Genomic DNA, 25,606 nt, shown 5'->3' with positions numbered 1-25,606 from the left:
CGCGCGGTCCTACTGGTTCGGCGCGCGGCGCGCCTTGATCTGGGTGAGGTCAAGGTCCACGGGGAACGGGACGTCCACCTTCATACGCTCCCGGAAGATACCCACGCTGGTGTACGTGCCGGTCGTGGGCTCCAGCTCGAAGGCGTGCACCGCGGCACGGCCCTTCTCGTTCTCGACCCGCCAGTAGTGGGGGATCTTGGCCCGGGCGTACTTCATGGGCTTGGTCTCGCGGTCGCGGGAGACGGAGTCCTCCGAGACGACCTCGATGGCCAGGACGACGGCAGCGGCCGGGAACCGGGTCTGCTGCGGGTCGTCCACCACATCCTCACGCACGACGACCACGTCCGGCTCGGGCCTGTTCTGACGGTCGATGTCGATGGTGAACTCGCGAACGACCTCAAGGTCCGCGGGGGCCCCGGACTGGAGCTGCCAGTTGAAGAAGTCGACCGCGCGTGCGTGAAAGACGGTCTGCGGACTCACGAAGACCAGGCTCCCGTCGATCAGCTCCGTATGCGGAGGCAGATTCGGAAGCCGGTCCAGGTCGTCGGCGGTCCAGCCGCCCTCCGGCGGGATCGGCCAGTCGGATGCGGACGCCCTCGGTGCGACGCTCATCAGTGCTCCCATGGGACGGAGTCTCGCCGGTGCATTCAGACTATCGGCGGGAAACGGGCAGGCCTCCCACGTACGTGTGAGCGACTGCCGTGTCCTTGACCTGGGGTGCACGCCGCGGCCTGTGGATAACTCCGGGCCTGACGGCGCGGCCCTCTATCGTGGACGTCGTGGTCGAGGGACGACACACGGGGGACGGGCGATGGACGGGACGGCTGTGATGACCGAGGCGGGCGTGATGCCGGCGCCGAACGGCGGGAGCGAGGCGCGGGCCACGCTGCACCGGGTCTTCGGGTACGAGACCTTCCGCGACGAGCAGGAAGAGATCATCGAGCATGTGGTGGCCGGCGGTGACGCGGTCGTCCTCATGCCGACCGGCGGCGGCAAATCCCTCTGCTACCAGATCCCTGCCCTGGTCAGACCCGGCACGGGCGTGGTCGTCTCGCCGCTGATCGCGCTGATGCAGGACCAGGTGGACGCATTGCGGGCGCTCGGCGTGCGCGCCGGGTTCGTCAACTCCACGCAGGACTTCGACGAGCGGCGCGTGGTGGAGGCGGAGTTCCTGGCCGGTGAGCTGGACCTGCTCTATCTGGCCCCGGAGCGGCTGCGCCTGGAGTCCAGCCTCGACCTGCTCTCTCGCGGCAAGATCTCGCTGTTCGCGATCGACGAGGCGCACTGTGTGTCCCAGTGGGGCCACGACTTCCGCCCCGACTATCTGGCCCTGTCCCTGCTCGGCGAGCGCTGGCCGGAGGTCCCCCGGATCGCGCTCACGGCGACGGCGACGCGCGCCACGCACCAGGAGATCACCCAGCGGCTGAACATGCCGGGGGCGCGTCACTTCGTTGCGAACTTCGACCGGCCCAACATCCAGTACCGGATCGTCCCCAAGGCCGACCCCAAGAAGCAGCTGCTCACGTTCCTGCGCGAGGAGCACCCCGGCGACTCGGGCATCGTGTACTGCCTCTCGCGGAACTCGGTGGAGAAGACGGCGGAGTTCCTGACCCGCAACGGCGTCGAGGCGGTGCCGTACCACGCGGGCCTGGACGCGGGGACGCGCGCCGCGCACCAGTCCCGGTTCCTGCGCGACGACGGACTGGTCGTCGTCGCGACCATCGCGTTCGGAATGGGCATCGACAAACCGGACGTACGGTTCGTCGCGCATCTGGACCTGCCGAAGTCGGTCGAGGGCTACTACCAGGAGACCGGCCGCGCGGGGCGCGACGGACTTCCGTCCACGGCCTGGATGGCGTACGGGCTGAACGACGTCATACAGCAGCGCAAGCTCATCCAGTCCGGGGAAGGCGACGGGGAGTTCCGCCGCCGCGCCCAGGCGCACCTGGACGCGATGCTGGCGCTGTGCGAGACGGCCCGGTGCCGCCGTGGCCAGCTGCTGGCCTACTTCGGACAGGACACCGAGACGGGCGGCTGCGGCAACTGCGACACGTGTCTGGTGCCGCCGGAGACCTGGGACGGCACCATCGCGGCCCAGAAGGTGCTGTCCACGGTGTGGAGGCTGGACCGGGAGCGCCGGCAGAAGTTCGGCGCGGTGCAGATCGTCGACATTCTGCTGGGACGGCGCACGGCCAAGGTCATCCAGTTCGACCACGACCAGCTGTCGGTGTTCGGCATCGGCGAGGAGCTGACCGAGGGCGAATGGCGGGGCGTCATACGGCAGCTGCTGGCGCAGGGACTGCTCGCGGTGGAGGGCGAGTACGGGACGCTGGTGCTCACCGAGGCCAGCGGGGCGGTGCTGCGGCGGGAGCACGAGGTGCCCCTGCGCAAGGAGCCGCCCAAGCCCGTGGTCGCGCGGTCCGCGGTCCCGAAGGGCGAGCGTGCGCCGAAGGCCGCGGCCGAGCTTCCGCCGGAGCTGTTGCCCGTCTTCGAGGCGCTGCGCTCCTGGCGGGCGGCCCAGGCGAAGGAGCAGGGCGTCCCGGCATACGTGATCTTCCACGACGCGACGCTCCGGGAGATCGCGGCGGTCCGCCCGAAGACGGTGGCGGAGCTCGGCACGATCAGCGGAGTGGGGGAGAAGAAACTCGCGACGTACGGGGAGGGGGTGCTCGGGGTGCTGGCCGCTCTGGACGGCGGTCCCGTGGACGGCGGTTCGGCACCGGAGGAGGCCCCCGACCCGGAGTGGCCGGAGCCCGGGGACGAGCCCGAGCCGGAGGACTGGATATAGATACGGCCGGGGAGCGCCGCCTTCCCTCCCCGGCCGAAGGCGGCTACAGCGCCCGCCCCGCATAGGCCCGGACGTCGGCGTCGGAGTCCGTGACCGCGGTGGCCAGTGCCTCGCGGGCATCCTCGTCGGCCGGTGCGTGCCGTGCCAGCGCCAGCACCGCCGCCTTGCGGACGTCGGCGTTGGCGTCCCCGAGCGTCTTGGCCAGTGCGGGTACCGCCACCTCGGCGTCCGCGGCGGACAGCGCGGTCGCGGCACCGGCCCGCACCTGCCAGGCGGCGTCCGCCAGCGCCCTCACGGCCCGGGCGGCCGGAGCACTCGCGCACCCGGCGGAGGCGAGCGCCTCCAAGGCGGCGGCGCGGACCAGCACATCGGGGTCCTCGATCAGCTCCTCCAGCGTTCCGCCGGCCGAGGCGGCTCCCGCCAGGTTCCCGAGGGCCTTGGCCACGGCGACCCGGACCTCGCGGGAGGGATCGGCCGCCGCGCGGCCCAGCACCTCGGCCGCGTCGACCGACACGAGGGCACGGACGGCCTCGATGCGGACGGTGGTGTCGGAGTCGGTGAGGGCGCCGGCGAACAGTTCGGCGTCGCCGAGGCGCAGCGCGCGGAGTACGTCGAGGACGGCGGACCGGACCACCGGGTCGGGCTCGGACAGGGCCTCGACGAGGCCGTGGCGCAGGGCCGGCTCGGGCGGCAGTGTCTCGACCAGTTCGCGCAGCGAGGCCGCCGCGGCGGCGCGGACGTCGCCGTGCGGATCGCACAGGGCGGTGGCGAGCGCGGGACCGGTTCCGGGTGGCACGGTCTCGGTGAGCACACCCACCGCGGCCCGCCGGACCTCGCCGTCGATGTCCGCCAGGTAGGGCTGGAGAACGTCCAGCTCCGGCTCCTCGTCGGCAAGCGCGACGAGCTCCAGAAGCCGGGCGGAGGTGTCCGTGCCCCGTGCCGCCGGGCCGTCCGCCGTGGCCGGGCCGACGGCATCGCGGGTGCGGGGGCCGGCCGGTGGGGCGGGAGCCCTGTCGCGCGCCCCGGCCGTCGCCACGTTCTCGGCGTGGACCTCGCCCAGGTCGCGGGACATACCCCCGGTCGGGGCGAAGCCCTCGACCGGGACCAGATAGGGAGCCACGGGACGGGCCGTGAACTCCATGGCGCCAGAGGGGGATTTGTACAGATCCAGGTGATGGAACCAGGAGGCGTCGTCGCGCCCCGGATGGTCCAGACGGTCGTGGTAGAGACCCCAGCGGGACTCCGTGCGGGCCAAGGAGGCGCGGGCGGCCATCTCCGCGCAGTCGCGGATGAAGGTGACCTCCGCGCAGCGCATCAGCTCGTGCGGGGTGCGGGCGCCCATCGCGGCGATGTCGGCCCGCATCCGCTCGAACGCCTCCAGCGCCAGGGACAGCCGGGCCCCGGACTTCGGCGGGGCCACGTAGTCGTTCACGAAGCGGCGCAGCTTGTACTCGACCTGGGGCTGCGGCGGGCCGTCCGGGTTGCGCAGGGGGCGGTAGATCAGTTCGTGGGCCTCGCGGAGCTGATCGTGCGGCAACGCGCCCTCGTACGTCCGGTACCGGGCGGCATCCGCACCCGCCAGGTCGCCGAAGACGAAGGCGCCGATCATGTAGTTGTGCGGCACGCAGGCCAGGTCCCCGGCGGCGTACAGACGGGGCACGGTGGTACGGGCGTGGTCGTCGACGCGTACTCCGGAGGCCGAGTGACCGCCGCACAGGCCGATCTCGGAGATGTGCATCTCGACGTCGTGGGTGCGGTAGTCGTGGCCGCGGCCCGAGTGGAAGGTGCCGCGCGTGGGCCGCTCCGTGGAGTGCAGGATCGACTCCAGCGCCGTGATCGACTCCTCGGGCAGGTGGCTGAGCTTCAGGTAGACCGGGCCCCGGTCGGAGGCCACCTCCGCCGCGAACTCGGCCATCATCTGCCCCGACCAGTAGTCGGAGTCGACGAAGCGTTCGCCGTGCCGGTTGACCTGGTAGCCGCCGAAGGGGTTGGCCACGTAGGCGCAGGCCGGGCCGTTGTAGTCCTTGATCAGAGGGTTGATCTGGAAGCACTCGATTCCGGTCAGCTCGGCGCCCGCGTGGTAGGCCATGGCGTAGCCGTCGCCGGCGTTGGCCGGGTTCTCGTACGTGCCGTAGAGGTACCCGGAAGCCGGCAGGCCGAGGCGGCCGCACGCGCCGGTCGCCAGGATCACCGCGCCCGCACGGACGACGACGAAGGCGCCCGTGCGCGTGTGGAGGCCCACCGCGCCCACCGCACGGCCGTCGCCGCCCGCCGTCAGTACCCTCACCGGCATCACCCGGTTCTCGATCCGGATCCGCTCCCGCATCTCGCGCCGCCGCAGCTGCCGGTACAGGACCTTCTTGACGTCCTTGCCCTCCGGCATGGGCAGCACATAGGAGCCCGACCGGTGCACCTGGCGCACCGCGTACTCGCCGTGCTCGTCCTTCTCGAACTTCACGCCGTAGGACTCCAGCCGCCGCACCATCGCGAAGCCGCGGGTCGCGGTCTGCCGGACGGTCGACTGGTCGACGATGCCGTCGTTGGCGCGGGTGATCTCGGCGACGTAGTCATCGGGCTCGGCGCGGCCGGGGACGACCGCGTTGTTGACGCCGTCCATGCCCATGGCGAGCGCGCCGGAGTGCCGCACGTGTGCCTTCTCCAGCAGCAGCACGTTCGCGCCGTGTTCGGCGGCCGTCAGCGCCGCCATGGTGCCGGCCGTGCCGCCGCCGATCACGAGCACATCGCAGGAGAGCTCCTCGGCGTCGGCGAGGGCGGGGATCTCCATGGGGGTGTCCACCAGGGTTGCCTTTCCGGTGTTCAGGAACCGAGCGAGGTGAGAACGTCGCGCCGCAGCGCGCGCCGTGCCGGGTCGTCGAGCGCCGTCCGGTCGCGCGGGCGCGGTACGTCCCGTACGGCGTTGATCACCCCCGTGCCGAGCAGCGCCACCCGGTCGCCCAGATACAGGGCCTCGTCCACGTCGTGGGTGACGAAGACGACGGTCGCGCCCGTGCCGTGCAGCACTTCCACCAGCAGGTTCTGCATCCCGGCGCGGGTCTGGGCGTCGAGGGCGCCGAAGGGTTCGTCCATCAGGACGGCGCGCGGGTCGGCGGCGAGGGCGCGTGCCAGCTGTGCGCGCTGGCGCTGGCCCCCGGAGACGCGGTGCGGTAGGTGCCGCGCCCGGTCGGACAGTCCCACCCGGCCGAGCCAGGCCTCCGCCCGGTTACGGCGGTCGGCGCGCGGTACGCCCTTGATGGCGAGGGGAAGTTCGACGTTGGCCCGCAGGGTGCGCCAGGGGAGCAGGGCGTCCTCCTGGAAGACCAGCGCACGGTCCGCGGCGGGGCCGTTCAGCGGCCGGCCGTCCTGTTCGGCCGACCCGGCCAGGGTGGGCAGCAGTCCGGCCAGCGTCCGCAGCAGGGTGGACTTGCCGCACCCCGATGGGCCGACGACGGTGAGGATCTCGCCCGGTGCCACCTCCAGGTCGACGCCGTCGAGCACGGGGGCGCCCGGGCGGCCCAGCGTGGCCTTCCGCAGGGAGAGCGCGGCTCCCGCCCGGGCCGGGGCACGGACGTCAGACGAGCTGGTCATCGGGTACCTCCTGCACGGCCTCCGGGCTGCTGAGGACGGGGGCGGGCACGGTGTCCCGTACCCGGGGGGCGCGGTCCGCGGCGGCGTACGACGTCCGGGGCAGCCAGCGCGTCAGACGGCGGCCCAGCAGTTCCACCGCCGTGGAGGTCACCCAGCCGAGCACGCCGATGGTCACCATGCCGACGAAGACCCCCGGGTAGTCGACGACCGTGTAGTCCTGCCAGGTGCGGTAGCCGACGCCGTACTGGCCGGAGATCATCTCCGCGGAGATCACACAGATCCACGAGACACCGATGCCCACCGACAGCCCGCCGAAGATGCCGGGCAGCGCGCCCGGCAGGACGACGGAGCCGAGGATCCGCCACCGGCCGCCGCCCATGGTCCGCACCGCCTCCTCCCACACCGGGGTCAGCGCGCGCACCGCGTGCCGGGTGGAGACCAGCACAGGGAAGAAGGCGGCCGTGCAGGTGATGAAGACGATGCCCTGTTCGTTGCTGGGGAAGAGCAGGATCGCCACGGGGACGAGCGCGATCGCCGGGATCGGGCGGACCACTTCGAGAAGCGGGCCGAGCAGGTCCTCGGCGAGCCGGGCGCGGGCCACGAGCAGACCCGTGGCGACGCCCAGGACGGCCGCCAGCAGGAAGCCGGTGAGGATGCGTGTGAGACTGTCGGTCAGGTCGGTCCAGTAGTCGCCGCCCACGAGGCGGTCCGCGAACGCCCGGGCCACGTCCGTGACCGTCGGGAACTGCGAGAAGCGCAGCCACAGGTCGATGTCCAGGCCGGTCAGCAGCTGCCAGACGCCGAGCGCGGCGGCCAGGGAGGCCACCCTCAGCGCATACCGGCTCACGACGCACGTCCCAGCGCGTCGGCGTACGAGAGGGTGCGCGCCGCGGGATGTCCCGCCACATACGTCCTGGCCGTCTCCGGGGCGACGAAGGGGAGCAGCCGGCCGCCGTCGGCCACCCACACCGCCCTGTCGGCGAACCACAGGGTGCCGGTGGTCGCGTCGGGCACGTACGCCGCCCGGATGCCGGTGCGGTGCCTCGCCACGTACTTCAGCAGTCCGGCGGCCGACGTGAAGGTCTGCGTCTTCGTCGCGCCCTTGGGCCACACCTCGCTCGCGGCCGGCGCGGGCGCCGCGGCGAGCCGCTTGGCGTACGCCGCCCCGAGGGCCTTGCGCACGTACCGGTCGTCCACGAAGGAGTCCACGGCGATATCGCCGGTCAGCTTGGCCGACTTCAGGACCGAGACGTCCTGTTTCAGGGCGGAGACCAGTTCGGGCCTGATCGCGGGGTCGAAGGTGGAGATGCCGTGGGCGCCGTTGTAGAGGTAGACGACCTCGGGAGGCAGACCGGTGGCCTTCGCGACCTTCTCGGCGGCGGCCACCGGGTGGGTGCCGAGATAGCCGGTGGCCTCCGTCTGCGCCTTGAGAAACGCCTCGAGGACGGCCGGGCGCTGCTCGGCGAAGTCCTCACGCGCGGTGACCCCGTGGAACGTCGGCAGGTTCAGCTGCGCACCGTCGTAGAGCGCCTTCGCCTTGCCCTGGTAGGCGAGCAGGCCCGGCCATGCCACAAACTGGCTCAGCGCGTCCGCGCTGCCCGCCGCGAGGGACGAAGCACCCACGGCCGGCTGCTGGTTGAGCTTCTCGATGTCCTTGTCCGGGTCCATCCCGGCGCGCTGAAGGGCGCGTACGAGGGTGCCGTCGGCGGCGGAGCCGACGCTGGTCGAGACCTTCCTGCCCTTGAGGTCCCGAAGGGAGGACAGCTTCGCATCCGGCGCGGTGACGACGGTGTTGAGGCCGCCGCGCAGGTTGTAGCCGGTGACCGAGACCAGGTGGGTCGGGCGGTTCAGCTGTTTGCCCCGGGCCGCGTTGATGAGGAGAGGGAAGTCGCCCATCGAGCCGATGTCGATCTTCCCCGCGGTCATCTGGGCGGTGATGGGAGCACCGGTGGCGTAGTCCTGCCAGACGACGTTGTAGGTGTGGCCGTCGTGGAGGGCGTTCAGCTTCTGCTCGAAATAGCCGAGGGAGCGCAGCAGGGTGCCGGCGGTGACGGTGTTGATGGTCTTGGACTGGTAGCCCACGGTGACGGTCACCGTGGAACCGGCGTCCGCCCGTGCCCCCGTGCCGCAGGCGGCGAGCGGGAGGAGGAGAGCGGTCGCGGCGATGGAGACTGCCGTGCGTTTCATGGGAGTTCAGGCCTCTCAGCGGAGCAGATAGGGCATGTTGACCGTGACCGCTCCGGTGGGACAGCGGGCCGCGCACGGTCCGCAGTACCAGCATTCGTCGACGTGCATGTAGGCCTTGCCGCTGCTCTCGTCGATGGCGAGGGAGTCCAGCGGGCACATGTCCACGCACAGGGTGCAGCCGTCGATGCACTTCGACTCGTCGATGGTCACGGGCACGTCGGCCCGCTGGGGTGCCAAGGGCATGGCTGTCTCCGGGAAGGTCGAGCAGGGGCGTTGTCACAGGGACCGGCGCAGCAGGCCGCTCATCGTGATGCGGTCGCCGCGGAAGCGGATGAACTCCAGGTCGACGGGGCGGCCGTCGGCCAGGTGGGTGAGGCGTTCCAGCATCAGGAGGGCGGCACCGCGCGGGGCCTGGAGCACGGCGGCGGAGTGGGCGTCCGCGTTCACCGCCTCCAGGGTGATCTCCGCGTGGCCGAGGCTCCGGCCGGTGACGGCTTCCAGGAGGCGGAAGACGTCGGTGTTCTCCAGGTCGGCGCCGAGCAGCCGGGTGCCGAGGTCGAGCGGGATGTAGGTGAGGTCGAGGGAGAGGGGGAGACCGCCCAGACTGCGCAGGCGTTCGATGTAGAGGACGTCGGCGCCGGGCTGCACCCCGAGGCGTTCGGCGACGGGCGCCGGTGCGGGGGCGGGGCCCATCGTGCGGACCTCGTTGGTCACCCGGCCGTGTTCGCGCAGGGTCTCCGCGAGGCCCATCAGCCGGTCGAGCCCGTGAGGGTACTTCCGGGCGACGACGACCGTGCCCACGCCGGGGAGCCGGTCGACCAGGCCCTCGGCGCGCAGCAGGTCCAGCGCCTGGCGGACGGTGTTGCGGGAGGCGCGGTAGTCGGTGCCGAGGGTCGTCTCGTGGGGCACCGTGCCGTCCGGGAACCCGCCGGTGAGGATCTGGCGGCGGAGCAGGTCTGCCAATTGGCGGGCCCGGTCCGCGCGCAGGCGACGCCGTCGGGCGGCGACGGTGGTCGCGCCGTGGCCGGCGTGGTCTCGGATGCGGTCGGGCATGTTCCGGACCTTAGCGACGGGGCGCGGGGAGTGGTGTTGCCGGAGTATTGCGCCATGTGGTGGAGCGTCACGCGGCCGCTCGACCTGGCGTTTTACGGACAGCGGGGAAAGATCTGCCACTGTCCTCCCAGCGTGCGGCACGCCCGTACGGCACCGCCAGCGGGGCGGTGGCGCCGACGTCAGCGCCGCCGCCCGGCCCGCGTCCCCACCGCGGGGGCGGCGACCGGGCCGGCAACCGGGCCGGTGAGCGGAGCGGCCCGGCATGGGCCTCAGCCGCCCGTCACCACCCGGCCCGTCACCTCACCGAGGCCCACCCGCGTCCCGTTCGGGCCCGGCGCCCACGCGGTCAGCGTCACGACGTCCCCGTCCTCCAGGAAGGTCCGCTTGCCGTCCGGGAGTTCGAGCGGGTCCCGGCCGTTCCAGGTCAGCTCGAGGAGCGAGCCGCGCTCGTGCTCCGCGGGGCCGCTCACGGTGCCCGAGCCGTACAGATCGCCGGTGCGCAGCGACGCCCCGTTCACCGTCATGTGCGCCAACTGCTGGGCAGCCGTCCAGTACATGGTCGAGAACGGCGGCTCGGACACCACATGGCCGTTGATCGCGACGGAGATGCGCAGGTCGTAGCCCGAGGGTTCCTCGTGTGCGTCGTCCAGGTACGGCAGCAGCGGGTGCGTGCGCTCGGGCGGCGTCACCCGCGCCTCCTCCAGGGCGTCCAGCGGGGTGATCCACGCCGAGACGGAGGTGGCGAACGACTTGCCGAGGAACGGCCCGAGCGGCACGTACTCCCAGGCCTGGATGTCCCGCGCCGACCAGTCGTTGAGCAGGCAGAGCCCGAACACATGGTCGCGGAAGGCGGACAGCGGAACGGGCCGGCCCATCTCCGAGGGCACGCCCACCACGAATCCCACCTCCGCCTCGATGTCCAGGCGGACCGAGGGGCCGAAGACCGGTGCCGGGTCCGTGGGCGCCTTGCGCTGCCCCTGGGGGCGTACCACGTCCGTGCCGGACACCACCACCGTTCCCGCCCTGCCGTGATAGCCGATCGGCAGGTGCTTCCAGTTGGGGGTCAGGGAGTCCGCCGCGTCCGGACGGAAGATCTGCCCGACGTTGCGGGAGTGGTTCTCGGAGGCGTAGAAGTCGACGTAGTCCGCGACCTCGAAGGGCAGGTGCAGGGTTACCTCGGAGAGCGGGAGCAGCAGGGGCTCGATGGTCTCCCGGTGCGCGGGCACCGTCACCCACGCCGTCAGCGCCCGGCGCACGTCCGACCAGGCGGTGCGACCGGCGGCCAGCAGGGGCCCCAGGGAGGGCCGGGCCAGCACAGAGGCGTACGGGGAGCCGAGTGCCCGGGCGGCCGCGCCCGCGTCGAGCACATGGTCGCCCAGGCGGACGCCGACCCTCCGTTCGCCGGAGCCGATCGGCGAGAACACGCCGTAGGGGAGGTTGTGCGGTCCGAAGGGGTCGCCCTCGGGGACGTCGAAGGGGGGCATGGGATGCTGCCTCGCTTTCGTGCACGTCAGGTGTTCGGTGCATGGGGGTGTGTTCCATGTGGTCGCCGCACACGTTACGGGTGAGTTCCCTGTCTTGGGCAGTGTCTAAAGAGTTCGCAATGTCCGAATAGGCCTTGTCGGAGTACCCAATTCCGGCTTAGCGTCCTTTGGGGACACGGACGGGGTGGGTCCGGACCGTAGGGGGGACACGTGGGGGGACCCGTGGCCAGGAGCACCGGCGCGCCGTTCGACGCGGACCGTGAGGTGCCGGGGCTCATCGTGAAATTCGGCGACTACCCGCTGCACCACGGCGGGGTCGGGGCCATCCGCAGTCTGGGCCGGCTCGGGATACCGATGTACGCCATCACCGAGGACCGTTACACGCCGGCCGCGGTCTCCCGCTATCTGCGGCGCGCCTTCGTGTGGCCGACCACCGGGACGGAGGAACCGGAACGGCTCGTGGAGGGCCTGCTGCGCATCGGACGCCGCATCGGCCGGCCGACGGTGCTCGTCCCCACCGACGAGGAGGCCGCCGTCCTGATCGCCGAGCACCAGGACGCCCTCGCCGGCCCCTTCCTGTTCCCGAAGGTGGACGCCAAGCTGCCGCGTCGCCTCGCCAGCAAGCAGGGCCTGCACGAGCTGTGTGTGGAACACGGCATCCCGAGCCCGCAGGCCGCCTTCCCGCAGTCGTACGACGACATCGTGCGCTTCGCCGAGAAGGCCCGCTTCCCGCTCGTGGCCAAGAACCGCGAGGCGTTCGTACGCCGTGAACGGCCCGCCGTGAACGGCACGACCCGGATCACCACCCCGGAGGGGCTGCTCACGCTCGCCCGCGACTGGGGCGAGCGCCCCGGTGTGATTCTCCAGGAGTACCTGCCGCGGGAGGAGGCCGAGGACTGGATCGTGCACGCGTACTTCGCCCAGGACTCGACCCCGCTCGCCATGTTCACCGGCGTCAAGGTCCGCTCCTGGCCGCCGCACGCCGGTATGACGGCGAACGCGTACGTCGTCGACAACCCGGAACTCGCGGACCTCGCCGCACGTTTCATCAAGCAGATCGGCTTCACCGGCATCGTCGACCTGGACCTGCGCTTCGACCGTCGCGACGGCCGGTACAAACTGCTGGACTTCAACCCGCGCATGGGCGCCCAGTTCCGCCTCTTCGAGAACGAGGCGGGCGTGGACGTCGTCCGCGCCATGCATCTGGACCTGACCGGCCGCACGGTCCCGGAAGGGGAACAGCGCGCCGGTCACCGGTACATCGTGGAGAACATCGACCTGCCGGCCCTGCTCGCCTACCGGCGCAGCGGCTATACGACGCCGCACGCGCCGGCCCGCGCGATCGGTACGGAGCTTGCCTGGTTCGCGGGTGACGACCCGCGGCCTTTCTTCACGATGATCGCGCGCTTCGTGCGGCCGGGCGCGAAGCACCTCTATCAGTTGTGGCGGACCAACCGCCGCGGCTCCACCACCAGTACGCGCTAGCGCGTACTGCTCCGCCACGAAGTAGGCACGTCGCGTCCTGGGGAGGGACTTCGTGATTCAACCGGTAGCAGTCATCGGTGCCGGGCCGTTCGGTCTATCCACCGCCGCCCATCTGCGGGCGCGCGGTATCCCGGTGCGCGTCTTCGGCGAGCCCATGGTGAGCTGGCGCGACCACATGCCCCAGGGCATGCTGCTGAAGTCGACCCCCGTCGCCTCGAACATCGACGCACCCCAGCGCGGCCACACCCTGGCCGACTACTGCGACGCGGCGGGCATCGCCCGGCTGGTGACCGACGAGGACATCATCCCGATCGAGACGTTCATCGCCTACGGCGAGTGGTTCCAGCAGCAACTGGTGCCCGAGCTGGAGCGGGTCAAGGTCGTCTCGGTGGATCGTCGGCAGGGCGGCGGCTTCGAACTGAAGCTGGACTCCGGCGAGCAGTTCGCGGCGCGGGCGGTCGTGGTGGCCACCGGACTGTCGGGCCTCGCCCACCTCCCGCCGGAGCTGGCCGCAGCAGCGGCGGACGGTCCCACTCCCACGGGGCCGGTCTCCCACAGCTCCCAGCACCATGACCTGGCCCGCTTCTCCGGCAAGGAGTTGCTGGTCGTCGGCGCGGGACAGTCCGCCCTGGAGACGGCGGCGCTCGCGGCGGAGGCCGGCGCGCGGGTGCGGGTGGTCTCGCGCGGCCAGGGCAGGGTGGCCTTCGGCGCGCCCCCGTGGGAGCAGCCGAAGTTCCGTCCCGAATCGCCCTTCGGCCGCGCCTGGTCGCTGTGGGCGCTGAGCTACTATCCGCACCCGTACCGGTTCCTCCCGGGCCAGGCCCGTCACTACATGGTCCGCCGGGTCCTCGGCCCGCTCGGCGCGTGGTGGCTGCGCGACCGATTCCAGAGCAAGGTGCAGGTGCGCGAGGTCGTCGCCGTGGTCGGCGCGTCCGCGCCGGACGGCAGCCCCGTCCTGACGGTCCGGACGCACACGGGCCGCACGGAGGAACTCACCGCGGACCATGTGATCGCCGCCACCGGCTACCGCGTGGACATCGCGGCGATGGACTTCCTGGGCCATGAACTGCGGACGGAACTGGCGGTGAGCCGGGGCACTCCGCGGCTCGGCGCGGGTTATGTGTCCTCCGTGCCGGGCCTGTACTTCACGGGCCTGCCCGCGGCGGCCTCTTACGGGCCGGTGATGCGCTTCGTGTGCGGCACGGAGTTCGCCTCGCCCCGGCTGGCGAAGCACCTGGCGGCGGCACACGGCTGAGCGGCACACGGTTGAGCGGCACACGGTTGAGCGGCATCCGGATCACGGATCACGGATCACGGATCACGGAGGGGGCGCGGCACCGTCGCGTCCCCGGGCCGCAGGACGGTTCACGCCGGGGCCGCAGGCCGTCCGTCGTGTTCCGGAGGGGCGCGCGGCAACTACGGTGCGCTGCTAGGGGAGTTCGCAGTACGCGGGATACCGGACGTCCTCCGGTTCGCGCCGAGTCGGCGGGGCGATCCATCCGTATTCTCTGATCATGGCCGCACCCTTCGCATATTCACTCGTCGCCACCGACCTGGACGGAACGCTGTTGCGTGACGACGACACGCTCTCCGACCGGTCAAGGGCCGCCCTGGCGCGGGTCTCGGCGGCAGGCGCACAGCATCTCGTCGTGACGGGGCGCCCGGCGCCCAGGGTGCGGCCGCTGCTCGACGACCTCGGCAGCGAGGGGCTCGCGGTGTGCGGACAGGGCGCGCAGGTGTACGACGTCGGCGCGAACCGGCTGCTGTTCTCCGTCACCCTGGACCGGGAGTTGGCCGAGACCGCGCTCGGCAAGATCGAGGCGGAGGTGGGGCAGGTGTACGCGGCCGTCGACCAGGACGGGGTCGACGGGCTCACGCTCGTCGAACCCGGCTACCGGATGCCGCATCCCACGCTGCCCGCGGTACGGGTCGAGCGGCGCGACGACCTGTGGTGCGAGCCGATCAGCAAGGTGCTGCTGCGCCATCACGCCCTCTCGGACGACGAGTTGGCGACGGCGGCCCGTGCGGCGGTCGGTTCTCTCGCGACGGTCACCATGTCCGGGCCCGGCACCGTGGAACTCCAGCCGTGCGGCATCACCAAGGCGACGGGGCTGGCACTGGCCGCCGACCACCTGGGCCTCGGCCCGGGGGAGACCATCGCCTTCGGTGACATGCCCAATGACATCCCGATGTTCGCGTGGGCCGCGTACGGGGTGGCCATGGCCAACGCCCACCCCGAACTCAAGGCCGTGGCGGACGAGATCACCGTGTCGAACGAGGACGACGGCATCGCCGTCGTCCTCGAACGACTCTTCGGGGTGCACCGGACACCGGCCGACATCATCGGCGGCCGGGAGCCCGGCGGCTATGAGGAGCGGTACTAGTACGCGCTGTTGACGTTGTCGATCGAGCCGTAGCGGTGGGCGGCGTAGTTGCACGCGGCCGTGATGTTCGCCACCGGGTCGTACGGGTCGAACGCCGTGCCGGGCACGTGGTACGCGGCGAAGGTCGGGTCGATGATCTGGAGCAGACCCTTCGACGGGATCCCCTTACGGGCGTTGGAGTCCCACAGGTTGATGGCCTTGGGGTTGCCGGACGACTCGCGCATCACGTTGCGGTAGATGCCGTCGTACGTGCCGGGGATGCCGTGCTGGGCCATGACCTCCAGCGACTGGCGGATCCAGCTGTCGAGGTTGGTGCCGCGGGTCGTCAGGGTCTTGACGGTGGCGGCGCTGGCGGCGGTGGCCGTCGCCGGCGTACCGGTCGCGGCGGAAGCGCTGGTCGCTCCCATGACCGGCAGGGCGAGAACGGCGGCACCCGACCCCGCGAGTGCGAGGGCACGGGTGAGACGGGCGGCCTTGGAGGCGCGGTCCTGACGGCGTGCGGGCAGGGCGAAAGCGGGCATGTCGCATTCCTCTCCGGCGCCTGCGAGGTGAGCTGTCGGGTTCGGGCGGGGAGGTGCCCGGCCGTGTCCTCGATGTCGAGGCCACGGCTTCACCCCTGGCCGTTCCGGCGCGGTGTCCGAATCGGCGGCTTACCTGGGTCCCCCGCTCCTGCCGTCGTGGTCGGTGGGCACTCGAGCGGCGGCAGGATTCGGCGTTCCGCTCGTATCGAGGGGAAGGTATGCGAGAGCACATGTCGGGAACAAGCGGTCAAGTCACAGTCCTTCCGAATTGACCTTGAAATGGGGGAATAGAGAAGGTGATCCAGTTTGTTGGGAGCGATTCAAATTCCCGTTAGCAAATGCGGAGTTGGTGGGACGCCTGCGGTATCCCGCCTGTCGCGAACGTGAGCTATTTCACTCCCGCCCCCCGGGTCACCATCGGCGCTTAATGACATAAATGGTCTATTCGGGCAAAACGGTCACATTCCTCGTGTTGTGGTTGTCCGGCAGGGGAGTTCCCGGGGTGCGGGTATGGGGTGCGGGGGTGTGGGCAGCCGTACCGAGGAAGGCGGGAGTCCGTGCTCCGGCTTCCGTGGCGTATGGGGTGGCGGCTTGCGGTCGACGGACGCGGGGAGGGGTGGCCCCGGGGGCTTTTGGGCTGGGGGGCAAGGGGCCGGTCCCGGTCGCGAGGGGTGTTTGCCGGGTATATCAGGAATGTATGTTCGTATCAGATGATCAAGGACATGCCGTTCGCGATCCGATACCGCCCGGCCTGGAACAGTGGGCGCTCGTGGTGATCGAAACGTGACCGGATACGCTGACTTGAGGGATGACGGCGACAGATCGACAAACTCGATGAGCCACGTCGACGGGCGACGTCATCGACCAAGTGACCGTGCTTGAGACCGACCGCGTGATCGTCAGCAGACATCAGCAGACATCAGCAGACAGGAGACCCCACGTGACCGTCGTCGGGCCGTTCGGGCTGAGCGTGCGGGACCAGGCTCTTGAAGCCGATGTCCAGGCCGGATTGGCCGCTGTCGAGGAGGGGCTGCTCGAGGCCACCAAGAGTGAGGTGCCCTTCATCACGGAGGCCGCGCAGCACCTGGTGCGTGCGGGCGGGAAGCGGTTCCGGCCGCTGCTGGTGATGCTCGCGGCGCAGTTCGGCGACCCGTACGCGCCGGGGGTCGTGCCCTCGGCCGTGGTCGTGGAGCTCACCCACCTCGCCACGCTGTACCACGACGACGTGATGGACGAGGCCGAGGTGCGGCGCGGGGTGGACAGCGCCAACGCCCGCTGGGGCAACGCGGTCGCGGTCCTGACGGGTGACTTCCTCTTCGCGAGGGCGTCGCACATCCTGGCCGATCTCGGCCCGGAGGCGGTCCGGATCCAGGCGGAGGCCTTCGAGCGGCTGGTCACGGGACAGATCCTGGAGACGGCGGGTCCGCGGGACGGCCGTGACCCGGTGGAGCACTACCTCGACGTCCTCGGCGGCAAGACCGGCTCGCTGGTGGCCGTGGCGTGCCGCTTCGGCGCCATGATGTCGGGGGCCGACGAGACGGTCGTGGACGTGCTCACGCAGTACGGCGAGCGGCTGGGCGTGGCGTTCCAGCTGGCCGACGACGTCCTGGACATCGCGTCGGACTCGCGCGAGTCCGGGAAGACGCCGGGGACGGACCTGCGTGAGGGCATTCCCACCCTCCCGGTCCTGCGGCTGCGTGAGCGGGTGGAGCGCATGGGGCTGCCCGAGGACATCGCCCTGTGCGAGCTTCTGGACTCCGACCTCACGGACGACGCCCGGCATGCCGAGGCCCTCGCCCGCCTGCGCGCCCACCCGGCCCTGGAGATGGCGCGCCGCGACACGGTCCGCTATGTGGAGGACGCCCGCTCGGGCCTGGCCCCGCTGCCGGACTGCGGTGCGAAGGCGGCCCTGATGGAGCTGTGCGACGCGGTGGTGCACCGGGCGGGCTGAGGCCGCTCCGCTCGTGCTGTGCCGTCAGGGTGCGGCCTCTGGCCGCCATCGCGTGTCGGCCGCGGGGACCATGCCGGGCACGCCGCACTCACCGGCGGCGTCCTCTCCGTAGGACTCCAGGAACTCCCGGGACCCCCGGGACTCCAGGACCTCTGGTTCCCGGACTCCCGGACCACGGCCGGGCCTCCGGTCCCCGGACTCCCGGACCACGGCCGGGCCTCCGGTCCCCGGACTCCCGGGCCTCTGGTTCCCGGACTCCCGGGCCTCTGGTTCCCGGACTCCGGACCTCTGGTTCCCGGACTCCGGACCTGGACCTTGACTCCGGACCGGGACCTGGGACTCCGGACCCGGAACCCCTCCCCCCTGACCCTTGACCCCTACGGGTCGGAGTAGCCCCCGTCCCGCCGTGTCATACCCCAGGATTACGCGGAGTTGAGTCCGCGGGCTGACGCTTCTTCCGGGCCGATTTGGTCAGATGGGTGACACCACCTCACAGGAGTTCGGGTGAGAATGGCGGCACAGGGGTGGACCAGGGCACGCACGGTAGGCCGCCGCCGATGACGGAGGTAAGGCACACATGGCACCGTACGAATCCGACGGCAGCACGCCCGCCGGCGAGGCCGAGGACGTACGCGACGGGCGGCGCACGGCCGCGCGGTACGTCGTCCCGGTCGCGGTGGTGGGGGTGGCGGCCGCAACCATCGGGCTCGTCCCGGCGTTCGCCGGATCCGGCGACCCGGACCTGCCGAAGATCAGCGCCCAGCAGCTCATCGAGAAGATCGCCAGGTCGGACGTCCAGCAGATGTCCGGCACGGTGAAGATCAGCACGGACCTGGGCCTGCCCAACCTGGGCGGCCTGGAGAGCAGCCGCGCCTCGGGCGCGCTCTCGCAGGGCGGGGGCGACAAGGGCGGCTCGGCCGCGGATCCGAGCTCCAAGCTGCTGGAGCTGGCCTCCGGCACGCACACCCTGCGGGTCGCCGCCGACGGCCAGGACAAGCAGAAGATCTCGCTCATCGAGAAGGCCGCCGAATACAGCGTCATCCGCAACGGCGACCGGGTGTGGGCGTACGACAGCGCGTCGAACGAGGCGTTCCACGCGACCGGCGCGGGTGACCACAAGGGTGCGAAGGCGGCGCCCGAGGACATGCCGGCCACGCCGAAGGACTTCGCCGAGGAGGCCCTGAAGGCCGCCGACAAGACGACGTCGGTGACGGTCGACGGCACCGCGCAGGTGGCGGGCCGCGACGCCTACAAGCTGCTCATCAAGCCCCGGCAGTCGGGCACGACGGTCGGCGCCATCAGCATCGCGGTGGACGCCAAGACCGGGATGCCGCTGAAGTTCACCCTGACCCCGGCATCCGGCGGCGCGGCAGTCGTCGACGCGGGCTTCACCCAGGTGTCGTTCAGCCGGCCGGCCGCGTCGACGTTCGACTTCACGCCGCCCAAGGGCACGAAGGTCACCCAGGGCGACGACCTGAAGGACGAGGACAAGGCGCGGACCCATGGCGCCGAGAAGCAGGCGTGGGGCGACGAGAAGCCGGCCTGGGGCGACGGGAAGGCGGCGCGCGGCACCGAGAAGACGGCACCCGGCACCGGGCCCAGGACCATCGGCGAGGGCTGGAACTCGATCGTCGTCCTCGACACCGGCAGCAAGGGGGGCGTGCCCTCGGACACCTCGTCCAAGGACGGCGCGGTCGCCGGCTTCCTGGACTCCCTCGGCGACCACGTCAACGGCAAGTTCGGCTCGGGCACGTTCTTCTCCACGCGCCTGGTCAACGCCCTGATGACGGACGACGGCAAGGTGTACGCGGGCGCGGTCACCAAGAACGCGCTGGTGAAGGCGGCCGACGCGGGCAAGTAGACCCCGCACGGCACGGACGGCTGGAGCAGGAGAGTCCATGGAGGAACTGTCCGCCGCGGAAGCGGAGTCGGGGGACTCCCGGGCGGCGGTGAGCGACCCGGAGGCCCCGGTCATCGCCACCCACGCCCTGACCAAACGCTACCGCGGTGGGCAGCTCGCCGTGGACGGACTCGACCTGACCGTCCCGGCGGGCAGCGTCTTCGGCTTCCTCGGGCCGAACGGCTCGGGCAAGACCACGACCATCCGAATGCTGATGGGCCTGATCGAGCCCACCTCGGGCACGGCGCGCGTGCTGGGGCGGACCATGCCCCGTGGCTCCCGCGCCGTGCTCCCGCAGGTCGGTGCCCTCATCGAGGGACCGGCGCTCTACGGATTCCTCTCCGGCCGCGACAACCTCCTGCGCTACGACGCCGCCGACCCCACCGCCGACCCGCGCACCCGGGGTGCGCGCGTCCAGGCCGCGCTGGACCGCGTGGGTCTGACGGCGGCGGCCGGCAAGAAGGCGAAGGCGTACTCCCTGGGGATGAAGCAGCGTCTCGGTCTCGCGGCCGCCCTGCTCCAGCCTCGTCGGCTCCTCGTCCTGGACGAGCCGACCAACGGACTCGACCCCCAGGGCATGCGCGAGATTCGCTCGCTCATCAGGGAACTGGCGTCCGACGGCACGACCGTCTTCCTCTCCTCCCACCTGCTCGACGAGATCGAACAGGTCTGCACCCACGCCGCGGTGATGGCACAGGGACGGCTGATCGCGCAGGGCGCGGTGGCGGACCTGGCGGCCGGGGCGCGCGGACGTCTCGTCGTGACCACCCCGGACGTGACGGAGGCGGCCCGCGTCCTGAAGGAACGGGGCGTCGCCGACGTGGTCATGGGGGAGGACCGGGTGACGGGCGAACCCCCGGAGGGCGAACCGGCGGACCTGAACGCCGCGCTGGTCACCGCCGGAGTCCGCGTGCGCGGTTTCGGTGTCGAACGGGCCTCCTTGGAGGACGCGTTCGTGGCGCTGACAGGGGAGGGCTTCGATGTCGCGGGCTGAGTGGGCGGGTCCTGGCCGGGCCCCGGTCGCGCGGAGCCAGAGCCCGTTGTGGGGCCTCGGGCTGCTGCGCAGTGAGCTGGTGACGACCTTGCGGCGCCGGCGTACGCTCGCGCTGCTGGCCGTGCTGGCGGCCGTGCCGATCCTGGTCGGGATCGCCGTCAAGATGGAGACGGGGGACGGCTCCGGCGGACGCGGCGGAGGCGGCGGCCCCGCGTTCATCACGCAGATCACCAACAACGGCCTGTTCCTGGTCTTCACGGCGCTCGCCGCGACGCTCCCGTTCTTCCTGCCGATGGCGGTCGGTGTCATAGCGGGCGACGCGATCGCGGGCGAGGGCAACTCCGGCACCCTGCGGTACCTCCTGGTCGCCCCCGCGGGCCGCACTCGGCTCCTGCTCGTCAAGTACGCGACCACGATGGCCTTCTGCCTCATCGCCACCCTCGTCGTCGCCGTCTCGGCGCTCGTGATGGGCGCTCTGCTCTTCCCGCTGGGCGACCTGACGACGATCTCGGGCACCCGTATCAGCCTCGCCGACGGCCTGGGCCGCGCCCTGCTCATCGCGCTGGTCGTCGCCGCCTCCCTGATCGGTCTGGCGGCCCTTGGGCTGTTCGTCTCCACCCTCACCAACAGCGGGATCGCGGCGATGGCGACCACGGTCGGCCTGGTGATCACCGTGCAGATCCTCGACCAGATCCCCCAGCTGCACGCGCTCCAGCCGTACTTCTTCCCGCACTACTGGCTGTCCTTCGCGGACCTCATGCGCGACCCGGTCTACTGGGACGACCTGGCCCGCAACCTCGGCCTCCAGGCCCTGTACGCGGCGGTCTTCGGCTCGGCGGCCTGGGCGCGCTTCACGACGAAGGACATCACCGCCTGAGGAGACGGGGACCTCACCGCCTGCCGGGCCCGGGCGGCGGGGACGCCCCCCGGATCACACCAGTGCCGTCTCGTAGGGGAATCGGGCGAGGGGCGCTTCGCGTCCGAAGAACGTCCTGGCACGGTCCAGGGCCTCCGTGTCCCGCAGTACGTCCCCGGGCTTGCTGCCGTTGCCGAGCAGCACTCCGCCGAAGCGCATGCCCATGTACGCGGCCGAGTTGTTGAGCGTACCGACGAGCGGTTCGGCGACCTCTTGCTCCTGATGGGCGAGCGCGGTGACGCCCCACAGCGTGCGGCCCGCCATCGCCTTCCTGAAGTCGAGGCCGGGAACGCGCAGCCAGCCCGACCAGTGGTCCAGGTAGCGCTTGGTGTGGGCGGACACCGAGTACCAGTACAGCGGCGACGCGATCACGATGTCCGTCGCCGCGAGCGTGGCGTCGAGCAGCAGCGCCACATCGCCCTCGGTGGGGCGCACATGATCGCTGTCGTGCCGCAGGTCCGCGAAGTCGGGCAGCGGGTGTTGGGCCAGGCTGATCCACTGTTGCTCGACATCGCCGGACAGGTGCTCGGCGGCCCGTCGGGCGAGCAGCTCGGTGTTGCCGTCGCTACGGGCGCTGCCCAGGACGAAGAGGAATCGGCGACTCATGGGGTCCCTTGAGTGGATGGCGCGGCGTGAGAACAGTATGCAGATACATTAAATGCATACGCAATGAATGGCAAGGAGCCTGGGACAGGCCTGTGACGGTGTGGTGACGCCGGAAGCGTATGGCGGCTGGAGACTTAGAGGAGGTCGATCCGGTACCGTCGCCGGGCCGACCCGAGTGAGGGGAACGATGTCTCGACTCAGCCGCGCATACAACGGGGACCGCTCCGCTGCCGGGCCCGCGTCCACGGAGGGAGCGGAACCCGTGGCGACGCCGATAGAGGTCCATGTACCGGCGTGCGCGCGGGACGGAGTCGCGGGCGCCGATGCCGGAATAGGGGCCACCGTCGGTGGAATGCCGGTGATGGCGGCACCGGGGGAGTCGGTCCAGCAGGCCGTCCTGAACCACCTGCACCGCCTCGCCCTCGCAGCGGGCCACCCTGTCCTCGCGGCCGTCCATGACGAGCGGATCGGGTATGTGATGCCGGTCAGGGTGCTGGTGGACGGGTCGAGCGAGTTCGTGGAGGAGCCCAGGCGGGCGGGCAGGCCCGAGGCGCAGGACCACATTGCCGCGGCGGTCCCTGCTCCCGCGCCGGTGCCGGCTCCCTCACCGGCCTCAGCTCCCGTGTCGGCCAAACCTCCCGCGGCGGTCGAGGGGTCCGAGCCCGTCTCCCTCTCCTCCGTGGTGGAAGCCCCCGTGTCTCTCGGAGGCGCCGTCGCGGCCTTCATGCTGCGGACGGCGCCCGAGCAGGGTCCGTTGATCAGTGCCACATCGGGACCGGCTCAGGTGTGGCCGGGGCCCGACTCCGTACCTCCGGGTACGGTCCAGGTCCCTACGGGAAGCTTCGGCCCCCCAACGGTGGCCGCCGGGACCGCTCCCGTGTGGCCGGCGCCGGCGAGCGGGCCGGACGAGCCGCAGACACCGGGACCCGACTTCGAGGCCGGCCCCGGCTTCGGCCCTCGCCCCGGCCTCGAGCCCGGCCCCAACCCGTACTCCACACCCGAGTGGAAGCCGACCCCGGCCCCGCGAACCGTTCCCGGGCAGGAGGCCACGGAGCCGCCGGTCCGCGAGTTCGCCATCGCCGAGGCCGTGCTCGCGTCGGACACGGAGCCCGTACCGCCGGTCTCCACGGGCGGCCCCCTCGCCGAACCCCTGGCCCTGATCGGCGAGGCCGTGATCCAGGGCCGGATCGCGGAGGCCGACGGTCTGGCCGAGCGGACCGCCGCCGAAGCCTCCCGGGCCCTCGGCGGCGACCACCCCGACGTACTGCGCCTGCGCGAGCTCACCGCGTACATCGCCTATCTGGCCGACGACCCGCTGCGCTCGTTCCGCCTCTCGCTCGACCTGGCCCGGCTCCGCCACCGCCTGTGCGAGCCGCGCAGCGCGTACGGCGATGTGCAGAGCGCGGCAGCCGCCTGGCGTGCCGTCCGGGATCCGCTCCAGGGCCTGCACCTCGGCCGGGACCTCATCGACGTGTGGAGCGAACTCGCCGCCGGGCCGGGCCCCGCCGCGGACGACCTCGACCGACTGGAGCGTGCCCGTACCCGTATGGGCCGCCTCGCCGAACGCGCCGGCGCGACCACCGGCGGACAGCCGTCCCGCGCCCGGTGACCCGAGGGGACGGCAGCCCGCAGGCGGCGGACCATGTCGCGGACTACGGCCTGGCGTCCACCGGATCGGGACCGGTCGCGGTCGCCATGCCGTCCGGCTTCCGAGGCGGGTTCACCGTCCCGGCGGCCGCGAGGGCGGCGCCCGCCGTGGCGGACCCGCTCCTGAGCGCGCGTGCCGCCGTGCGGGCCGTGCGCAGGGCGTCCCCGGTCAGCAGCGTCAGTGCGAGCCAGACCAGCGCGAAGCCCGCCCACCGCTCGGGCGGCATCGCCTCGTGGAAGTAGAAGATGCCCAGCAGGAACTGGAAGACCGGCGCCAGATACTGCAGCAGGCCGAGTGTGGACAGCGGCACTCGTATCGCGGCGGCGCCGAAGCAGACGAGGGGGAGTGCGGTGACCACCCCGGTGGCGGCGAGCAGCGCCGCGTGCCCGGCGCCGTGGGAGGCGAACGTCGCCCCGCCATGCGCCGACAGCCACAGCAGATACCCCAGCGCGGGCACGAACTGCACGGCGGTCTCCGCGGCCAGCGATTCCAGACCGCCCAGGCCGATCTTCTTCTTCACCAGCCCGTATGTGGCGAAGGAGAAGGCGAGGCACAGGGAGACCCACGGCGGGCGGCCGTACCCGATCGTCAGTACGAGCACGGCGGCGAAGCCGACCGCGACCGCCGCCCACTGGACGGGCCGCAGCCGCTCCTTCAGGAGCAGCACGCCCATCGCGATGGTGACAAGCGGGTTGATGAAGTAGCCGAGCGAGGCCTCGACCACATGACCGCTGTTCACGGACCAGATGTACACGCCCCAGTTGACGGTGATGACCGCCGCCGCGACCGTGATCAGCCCCACCTTGCGGGGCTGCCGCAGCAGCTCGCCCGCCCAGGCCCAGCGCCGCATCACCAGCAGCGCCAGCGCCACCAGGACCAGGGACCACACCATCCGGTGGGCGAGGATCTCCATCGCCCCGGCGGGTTTGAGCAGCGGCCAGAAAAGGGGTACGAGCCCCCACATCCCGTACGCCGCGAAGCCGTTCAGCAGACCTGTCCGCCGCTCACCCTTCGACTTCCCGGCCACAGCCCCCTCCTTTTTCGCCCGACTGCTCCCGTGCAGCATCCATGAAGGTAACCCGAGCGCCCCCGCCTGTCATAGCCGTATCGCCATACGGTCATGACAGGTGGGGGCGGGACGTGCTGATCGAGGACCCGCCGACCGGTTCAGCCCTTGAGTGCGGCCTTGATCGACTCGGCGACCGGAGTGGTCGGGCGGCCGGCCAGGCGGGAGAGGTCGCCGGTGGTGACGGCCAGCTCGCCCTTCTCGATGGAGACGTCCACACCGGCCAGGATCGCGGCGAGGGGCCCGGGCAGGCCGGCGCCGGTCAGGATGCCGGCGTAGGTGTCCACCGGGACGGTGGTGTACGCGATCTCCTTGCCGGCCTGCCCGCCCACCTCGGCGGCGTACTCGGCGAAGCTCCACGCGGTGTCGCCGCTCAGCTCGTACGTGGCGTTCTCGTGACCCTCGCCGGTCAGCACCGCGACGGCGGCGGCCGCGTAGTCGGCGCGGGAGGCGGAGGCGACCCGGCCCTCGCCGGCAGCCTGGACGACCGCGCCGTGCTCCAGGACGGGGGTGAGGTTCTCGGTGTAGTTCTCGTGGTACCAGCTGTTGCGCAGCAGTACGTACGGCAGGCCCGACTCCACGATCAGCTGCTCGGTGGCCCGGTGGTCGTCGGCCAGGGAGGCCGTCAGGCTGCCGGGGGCGCTGGTGTAGGCGAACAGTGCGACTCCGGCACCCTTGGCGGCGTCGAGGACCACCTTGTGCTGACCGACCCGGCCCTTGTCGAACTCGTTGCCGGAGATCAGGAGCACCTTGTCGCCGGCCGCGAAGAGGCCGTCGAAGGTCTCGGGAACGTTGTAGTCGGCGACCGCGATCCGCACCCCGCGGTCCGCGAGGTCGGCGGCCTTCTCGGCGTTGCGGACGACCGCGGTGATCCGCTCGGCCGGGACCTTCTCCAGCAGCTGCTCCACCACGTGGCGGCCGAGGTGTCCGGTTGCTCCGGTGACGACGATGCTCATGACGGAATCTCCTTGTGGGTGTCTTTGTCGCTTACCCTAGGAGCGGCGCTAACTGATGGAAAGTACCCACTTTGAAGTAAGG

General features: G+C 71.4%; 21 protein-coding genes and 1 riboswitch. Of the genes, 9 read left to right on the top strand and 12 right to left on the bottom strand.

The annotated features are described in order from the left end of the window. Positions 1-9: 9 nt before the first annotated feature. Complete coding sequence (locus ABZ876_RS03780; RefSeq protein ID WP_361773677.1) at positions 10-612, bottom strand: Uma2 family endonuclease; 603 nt, start codon at positions 610-612, stop codon at positions 10-12. Positions 613-811: 199 nt separating this feature from the next. On the opposite strand from ABZ876_RS03780, the gene recQ reads away from it, so the two are divergent. Next, the gene (gene recQ, locus ABZ876_RS03775) at positions 812-2,788 is read left to right on the top strand and encodes a DNA helicase RecQ (protein WP_361773674.1); all 1,977 of its coding nucleotides are present in this window, start codon (positions 812-814) and stop codon (positions 2,786-2,788) included. 43 nt (positions 2,789-2,831) lie between these two features. Here the strand turns inward: recQ and ABZ876_RS03770 are convergent, their stop codons facing one another. The 7 genes from ABZ876_RS03770 to fahA form a co-directional block, all read right to left on the bottom strand. Continuing rightward, positions 2,832-5,573: a fumarate reductase/succinate dehydrogenase flavoprotein subunit gene (locus ABZ876_RS03770; protein WP_361773948.1), complete on the bottom strand. Its 2,742-nt coding sequence runs from the start codon at positions 5,571-5,573 to the stop codon at positions 2,832-2,834. A gap of 32 nt (positions 5,574-5,605) precedes the next feature. Then, positions 5,606-6,373, bottom strand: a complete 768-nt coding sequence (locus tag ABZ876_RS03765) for an ABC transporter ATP-binding protein (RefSeq protein ID WP_361773671.1) — start codon at positions 6,371-6,373, stop codon at positions 5,606-5,608. Then, positions 6,357-7,220: an ABC transporter permease gene (locus tag ABZ876_RS03760; protein ID WP_361773668.1), complete on the bottom strand. Its 864-nt coding sequence runs from the start codon at positions 7,218-7,220 to the stop codon at positions 6,357-6,359. Before ABZ876_RS03760 ends, ABZ876_RS03765 begins: the two co-directional genes overlap by 17 nt. Then, positions 7,217-8,560 (bottom strand): ABC transporter substrate-binding protein, encoded by a 1,344-nt coding sequence (locus ABZ876_RS03755; RefSeq protein ID WP_361773665.1) that lies wholly within the window; start codon positions 8,558-8,560, stop codon positions 7,217-7,219. Before ABZ876_RS03755 ends, ABZ876_RS03760 begins: the two co-directional genes overlap by 4 nt. A 15-nt stretch (positions 8,561-8,575) precedes the next feature. Beyond that, positions 8,576-8,803 (bottom strand): ferredoxin family protein, encoded by a 228-nt coding sequence (locus tag ABZ876_RS03750; RefSeq protein WP_030347217.1) that lies wholly within the window; start codon positions 8,801-8,803, stop codon positions 8,576-8,578. 33 nt (positions 8,804-8,836) lie between these two features. After that, positions 8,837-9,613 (bottom strand): GntR family transcriptional regulator, encoded by a 777-nt coding sequence (locus ABZ876_RS03745; RefSeq protein WP_361773662.1) that lies wholly within the window; start codon positions 9,611-9,613, stop codon positions 8,837-8,839. A 269-nt stretch (positions 9,614-9,882) separates the two neighbouring features. Beyond that, on the bottom strand, positions 9,883-11,097 hold the full coding sequence (gene fahA, locus ABZ876_RS03740) for a fumarylacetoacetase (protein ID WP_361773659.1): 1,215 nt from the start codon (positions 11,095-11,097) through the stop codon (positions 9,883-9,885). Positions 11,098-11,319: 222 nt separating this feature from the next. Between fahA and ABZ876_RS03735 the strand changes: the two genes are divergently transcribed. From ABZ876_RS03735 to ABZ876_RS03725, 3 genes are all read left to right on the top strand, one after another. Next, on the top strand, positions 11,320-12,582 hold the full coding sequence (locus tag ABZ876_RS03735; RefSeq protein WP_361773656.1) for an ATP-grasp domain-containing protein: 1,263 nt from the start codon (positions 11,320-11,322) through the stop codon (positions 12,580-12,582). Positions 12,583-12,634: 52 nt separating this feature from the next. After that, positions 12,635-13,837, top strand: coding sequence for an FAD-dependent oxidoreductase (locus ABZ876_RS03730; RefSeq protein ID WP_361773653.1), 1,203 nt, complete (start codon positions 12,635-12,637; stop codon positions 13,835-13,837). A gap of 259 nt (positions 13,838-14,096) precedes the next feature. Beyond that, positions 14,097-14,966, top strand: coding sequence for an HAD family hydrolase (locus ABZ876_RS03725; protein WP_361773650.1), 870 nt, complete (start codon positions 14,097-14,099; stop codon positions 14,964-14,966). Here ABZ876_RS03725 and ABZ876_RS03720 read toward each other — a convergent pair. Further along, entirely contained in the window at positions 14,963-15,472 is a 510-nt protein-coding gene (locus ABZ876_RS03720) for a transglycosylase SLT domain-containing protein (protein ID WP_361773945.1), read from the bottom strand. The genes ABZ876_RS03725 and ABZ876_RS03720 overlap by 4 nt on opposite strands. 19 nt (positions 15,473-15,491) lie before the next feature. After that, positions 15,492-15,691, bottom strand: a riboswitch (cyclic di-AMP (ydaO/yuaA leader). A gap of 736 nt (positions 15,692-16,427) precedes the next feature. On the opposite strand from ABZ876_RS03720, the gene ABZ876_RS03715 reads away from it, so the two are divergent. The 4 genes from ABZ876_RS03715 to ABZ876_RS03700 all read left to right on the top strand — a co-directional run bounded on the left by ABZ876_RS03715 (position 16,428) and on the right by ABZ876_RS03700 (position 21,209). After that, on the top strand, positions 16,428-17,438 hold the full coding sequence (locus tag ABZ876_RS03715) for a polyprenyl synthetase family protein (RefSeq protein WP_361773648.1): 1,011 nt from the start codon (positions 16,428-16,430) through the stop codon (positions 17,436-17,438). A gap of 577 nt (positions 17,439-18,015) precedes the next feature. Then, the gene (locus ABZ876_RS03710) at positions 18,016-19,299 is read left to right on the top strand and encodes a DUF2092 domain-containing protein (RefSeq protein ID WP_361773645.1); all 1,284 of its coding nucleotides are present in this window, start codon (positions 18,016-18,018) and stop codon (positions 19,297-19,299) included. A 37-nt stretch (positions 19,300-19,336) separates the two neighbouring features. Continuing rightward, entirely contained in the window at positions 19,337-20,332 is a 996-nt protein-coding gene (locus ABZ876_RS03705; RefSeq protein ID WP_361773642.1) for an ABC transporter ATP-binding protein, read from the top strand. Then, the gene (locus tag ABZ876_RS03700) at positions 20,319-21,209 is read left to right on the top strand and encodes an ABC transporter permease (protein ID WP_361773640.1); all 891 of its coding nucleotides are present in this window, start codon (positions 20,319-20,321) and stop codon (positions 21,207-21,209) included. The genes ABZ876_RS03705 and ABZ876_RS03700 overlap by 14 nt, the downstream gene beginning before the upstream one ends. A gap of 54 nt (positions 21,210-21,263) precedes the next feature. On the opposite strand, the gene ABZ876_RS03695 is transcribed toward ABZ876_RS03700, so the two are convergent. After that, positions 21,264-21,854 (bottom strand): NAD(P)H-dependent oxidoreductase, encoded by a 591-nt coding sequence (locus ABZ876_RS03695; protein ID WP_361773637.1) that lies wholly within the window; start codon positions 21,852-21,854, stop codon positions 21,264-21,266. A gap of 262 nt (positions 21,855-22,116) precedes the next feature. Between ABZ876_RS03695 and ABZ876_RS03690 the strand changes: the two genes are divergently transcribed. After that, entirely contained in the window at positions 22,117-23,463 is a 1,347-nt protein-coding gene (locus ABZ876_RS03690) for a hypothetical protein (RefSeq protein ID WP_361773634.1), read from the top strand. Positions 23,464-23,506: 43 nt separating this feature from the next. Here the strand turns inward: ABZ876_RS03690 and rarD are convergent, their stop codons facing one another. Continuing rightward, complete coding sequence (rarD, locus tag ABZ876_RS03685; RefSeq protein WP_361773631.1) at positions 23,507-24,529, bottom strand: EamA family transporter RarD; 1,023 nt, start codon at positions 24,527-24,529, stop codon at positions 23,507-23,509. 140 nt (positions 24,530-24,669) lie between these two features. Continuing rightward, positions 24,670-25,524: an SDR family oxidoreductase gene (locus ABZ876_RS03680; RefSeq protein WP_361773628.1), complete on the bottom strand. Its 855-nt coding sequence runs from the start codon at positions 25,522-25,524 to the stop codon at positions 24,670-24,672. Positions 25,525-25,606 lie beyond the last annotated feature (82 nt).

This window comes from Streptomyces sp. NPDC046931, from assembly GCF_040644655.1.
Classification (GTDB): Bacteria; Actinomycetota; Actinomycetes; order Streptomycetales; family Streptomycetaceae; genus Streptomyces.
This window is presented reverse-complemented; position numbering and strand designations above follow the sequence as displayed.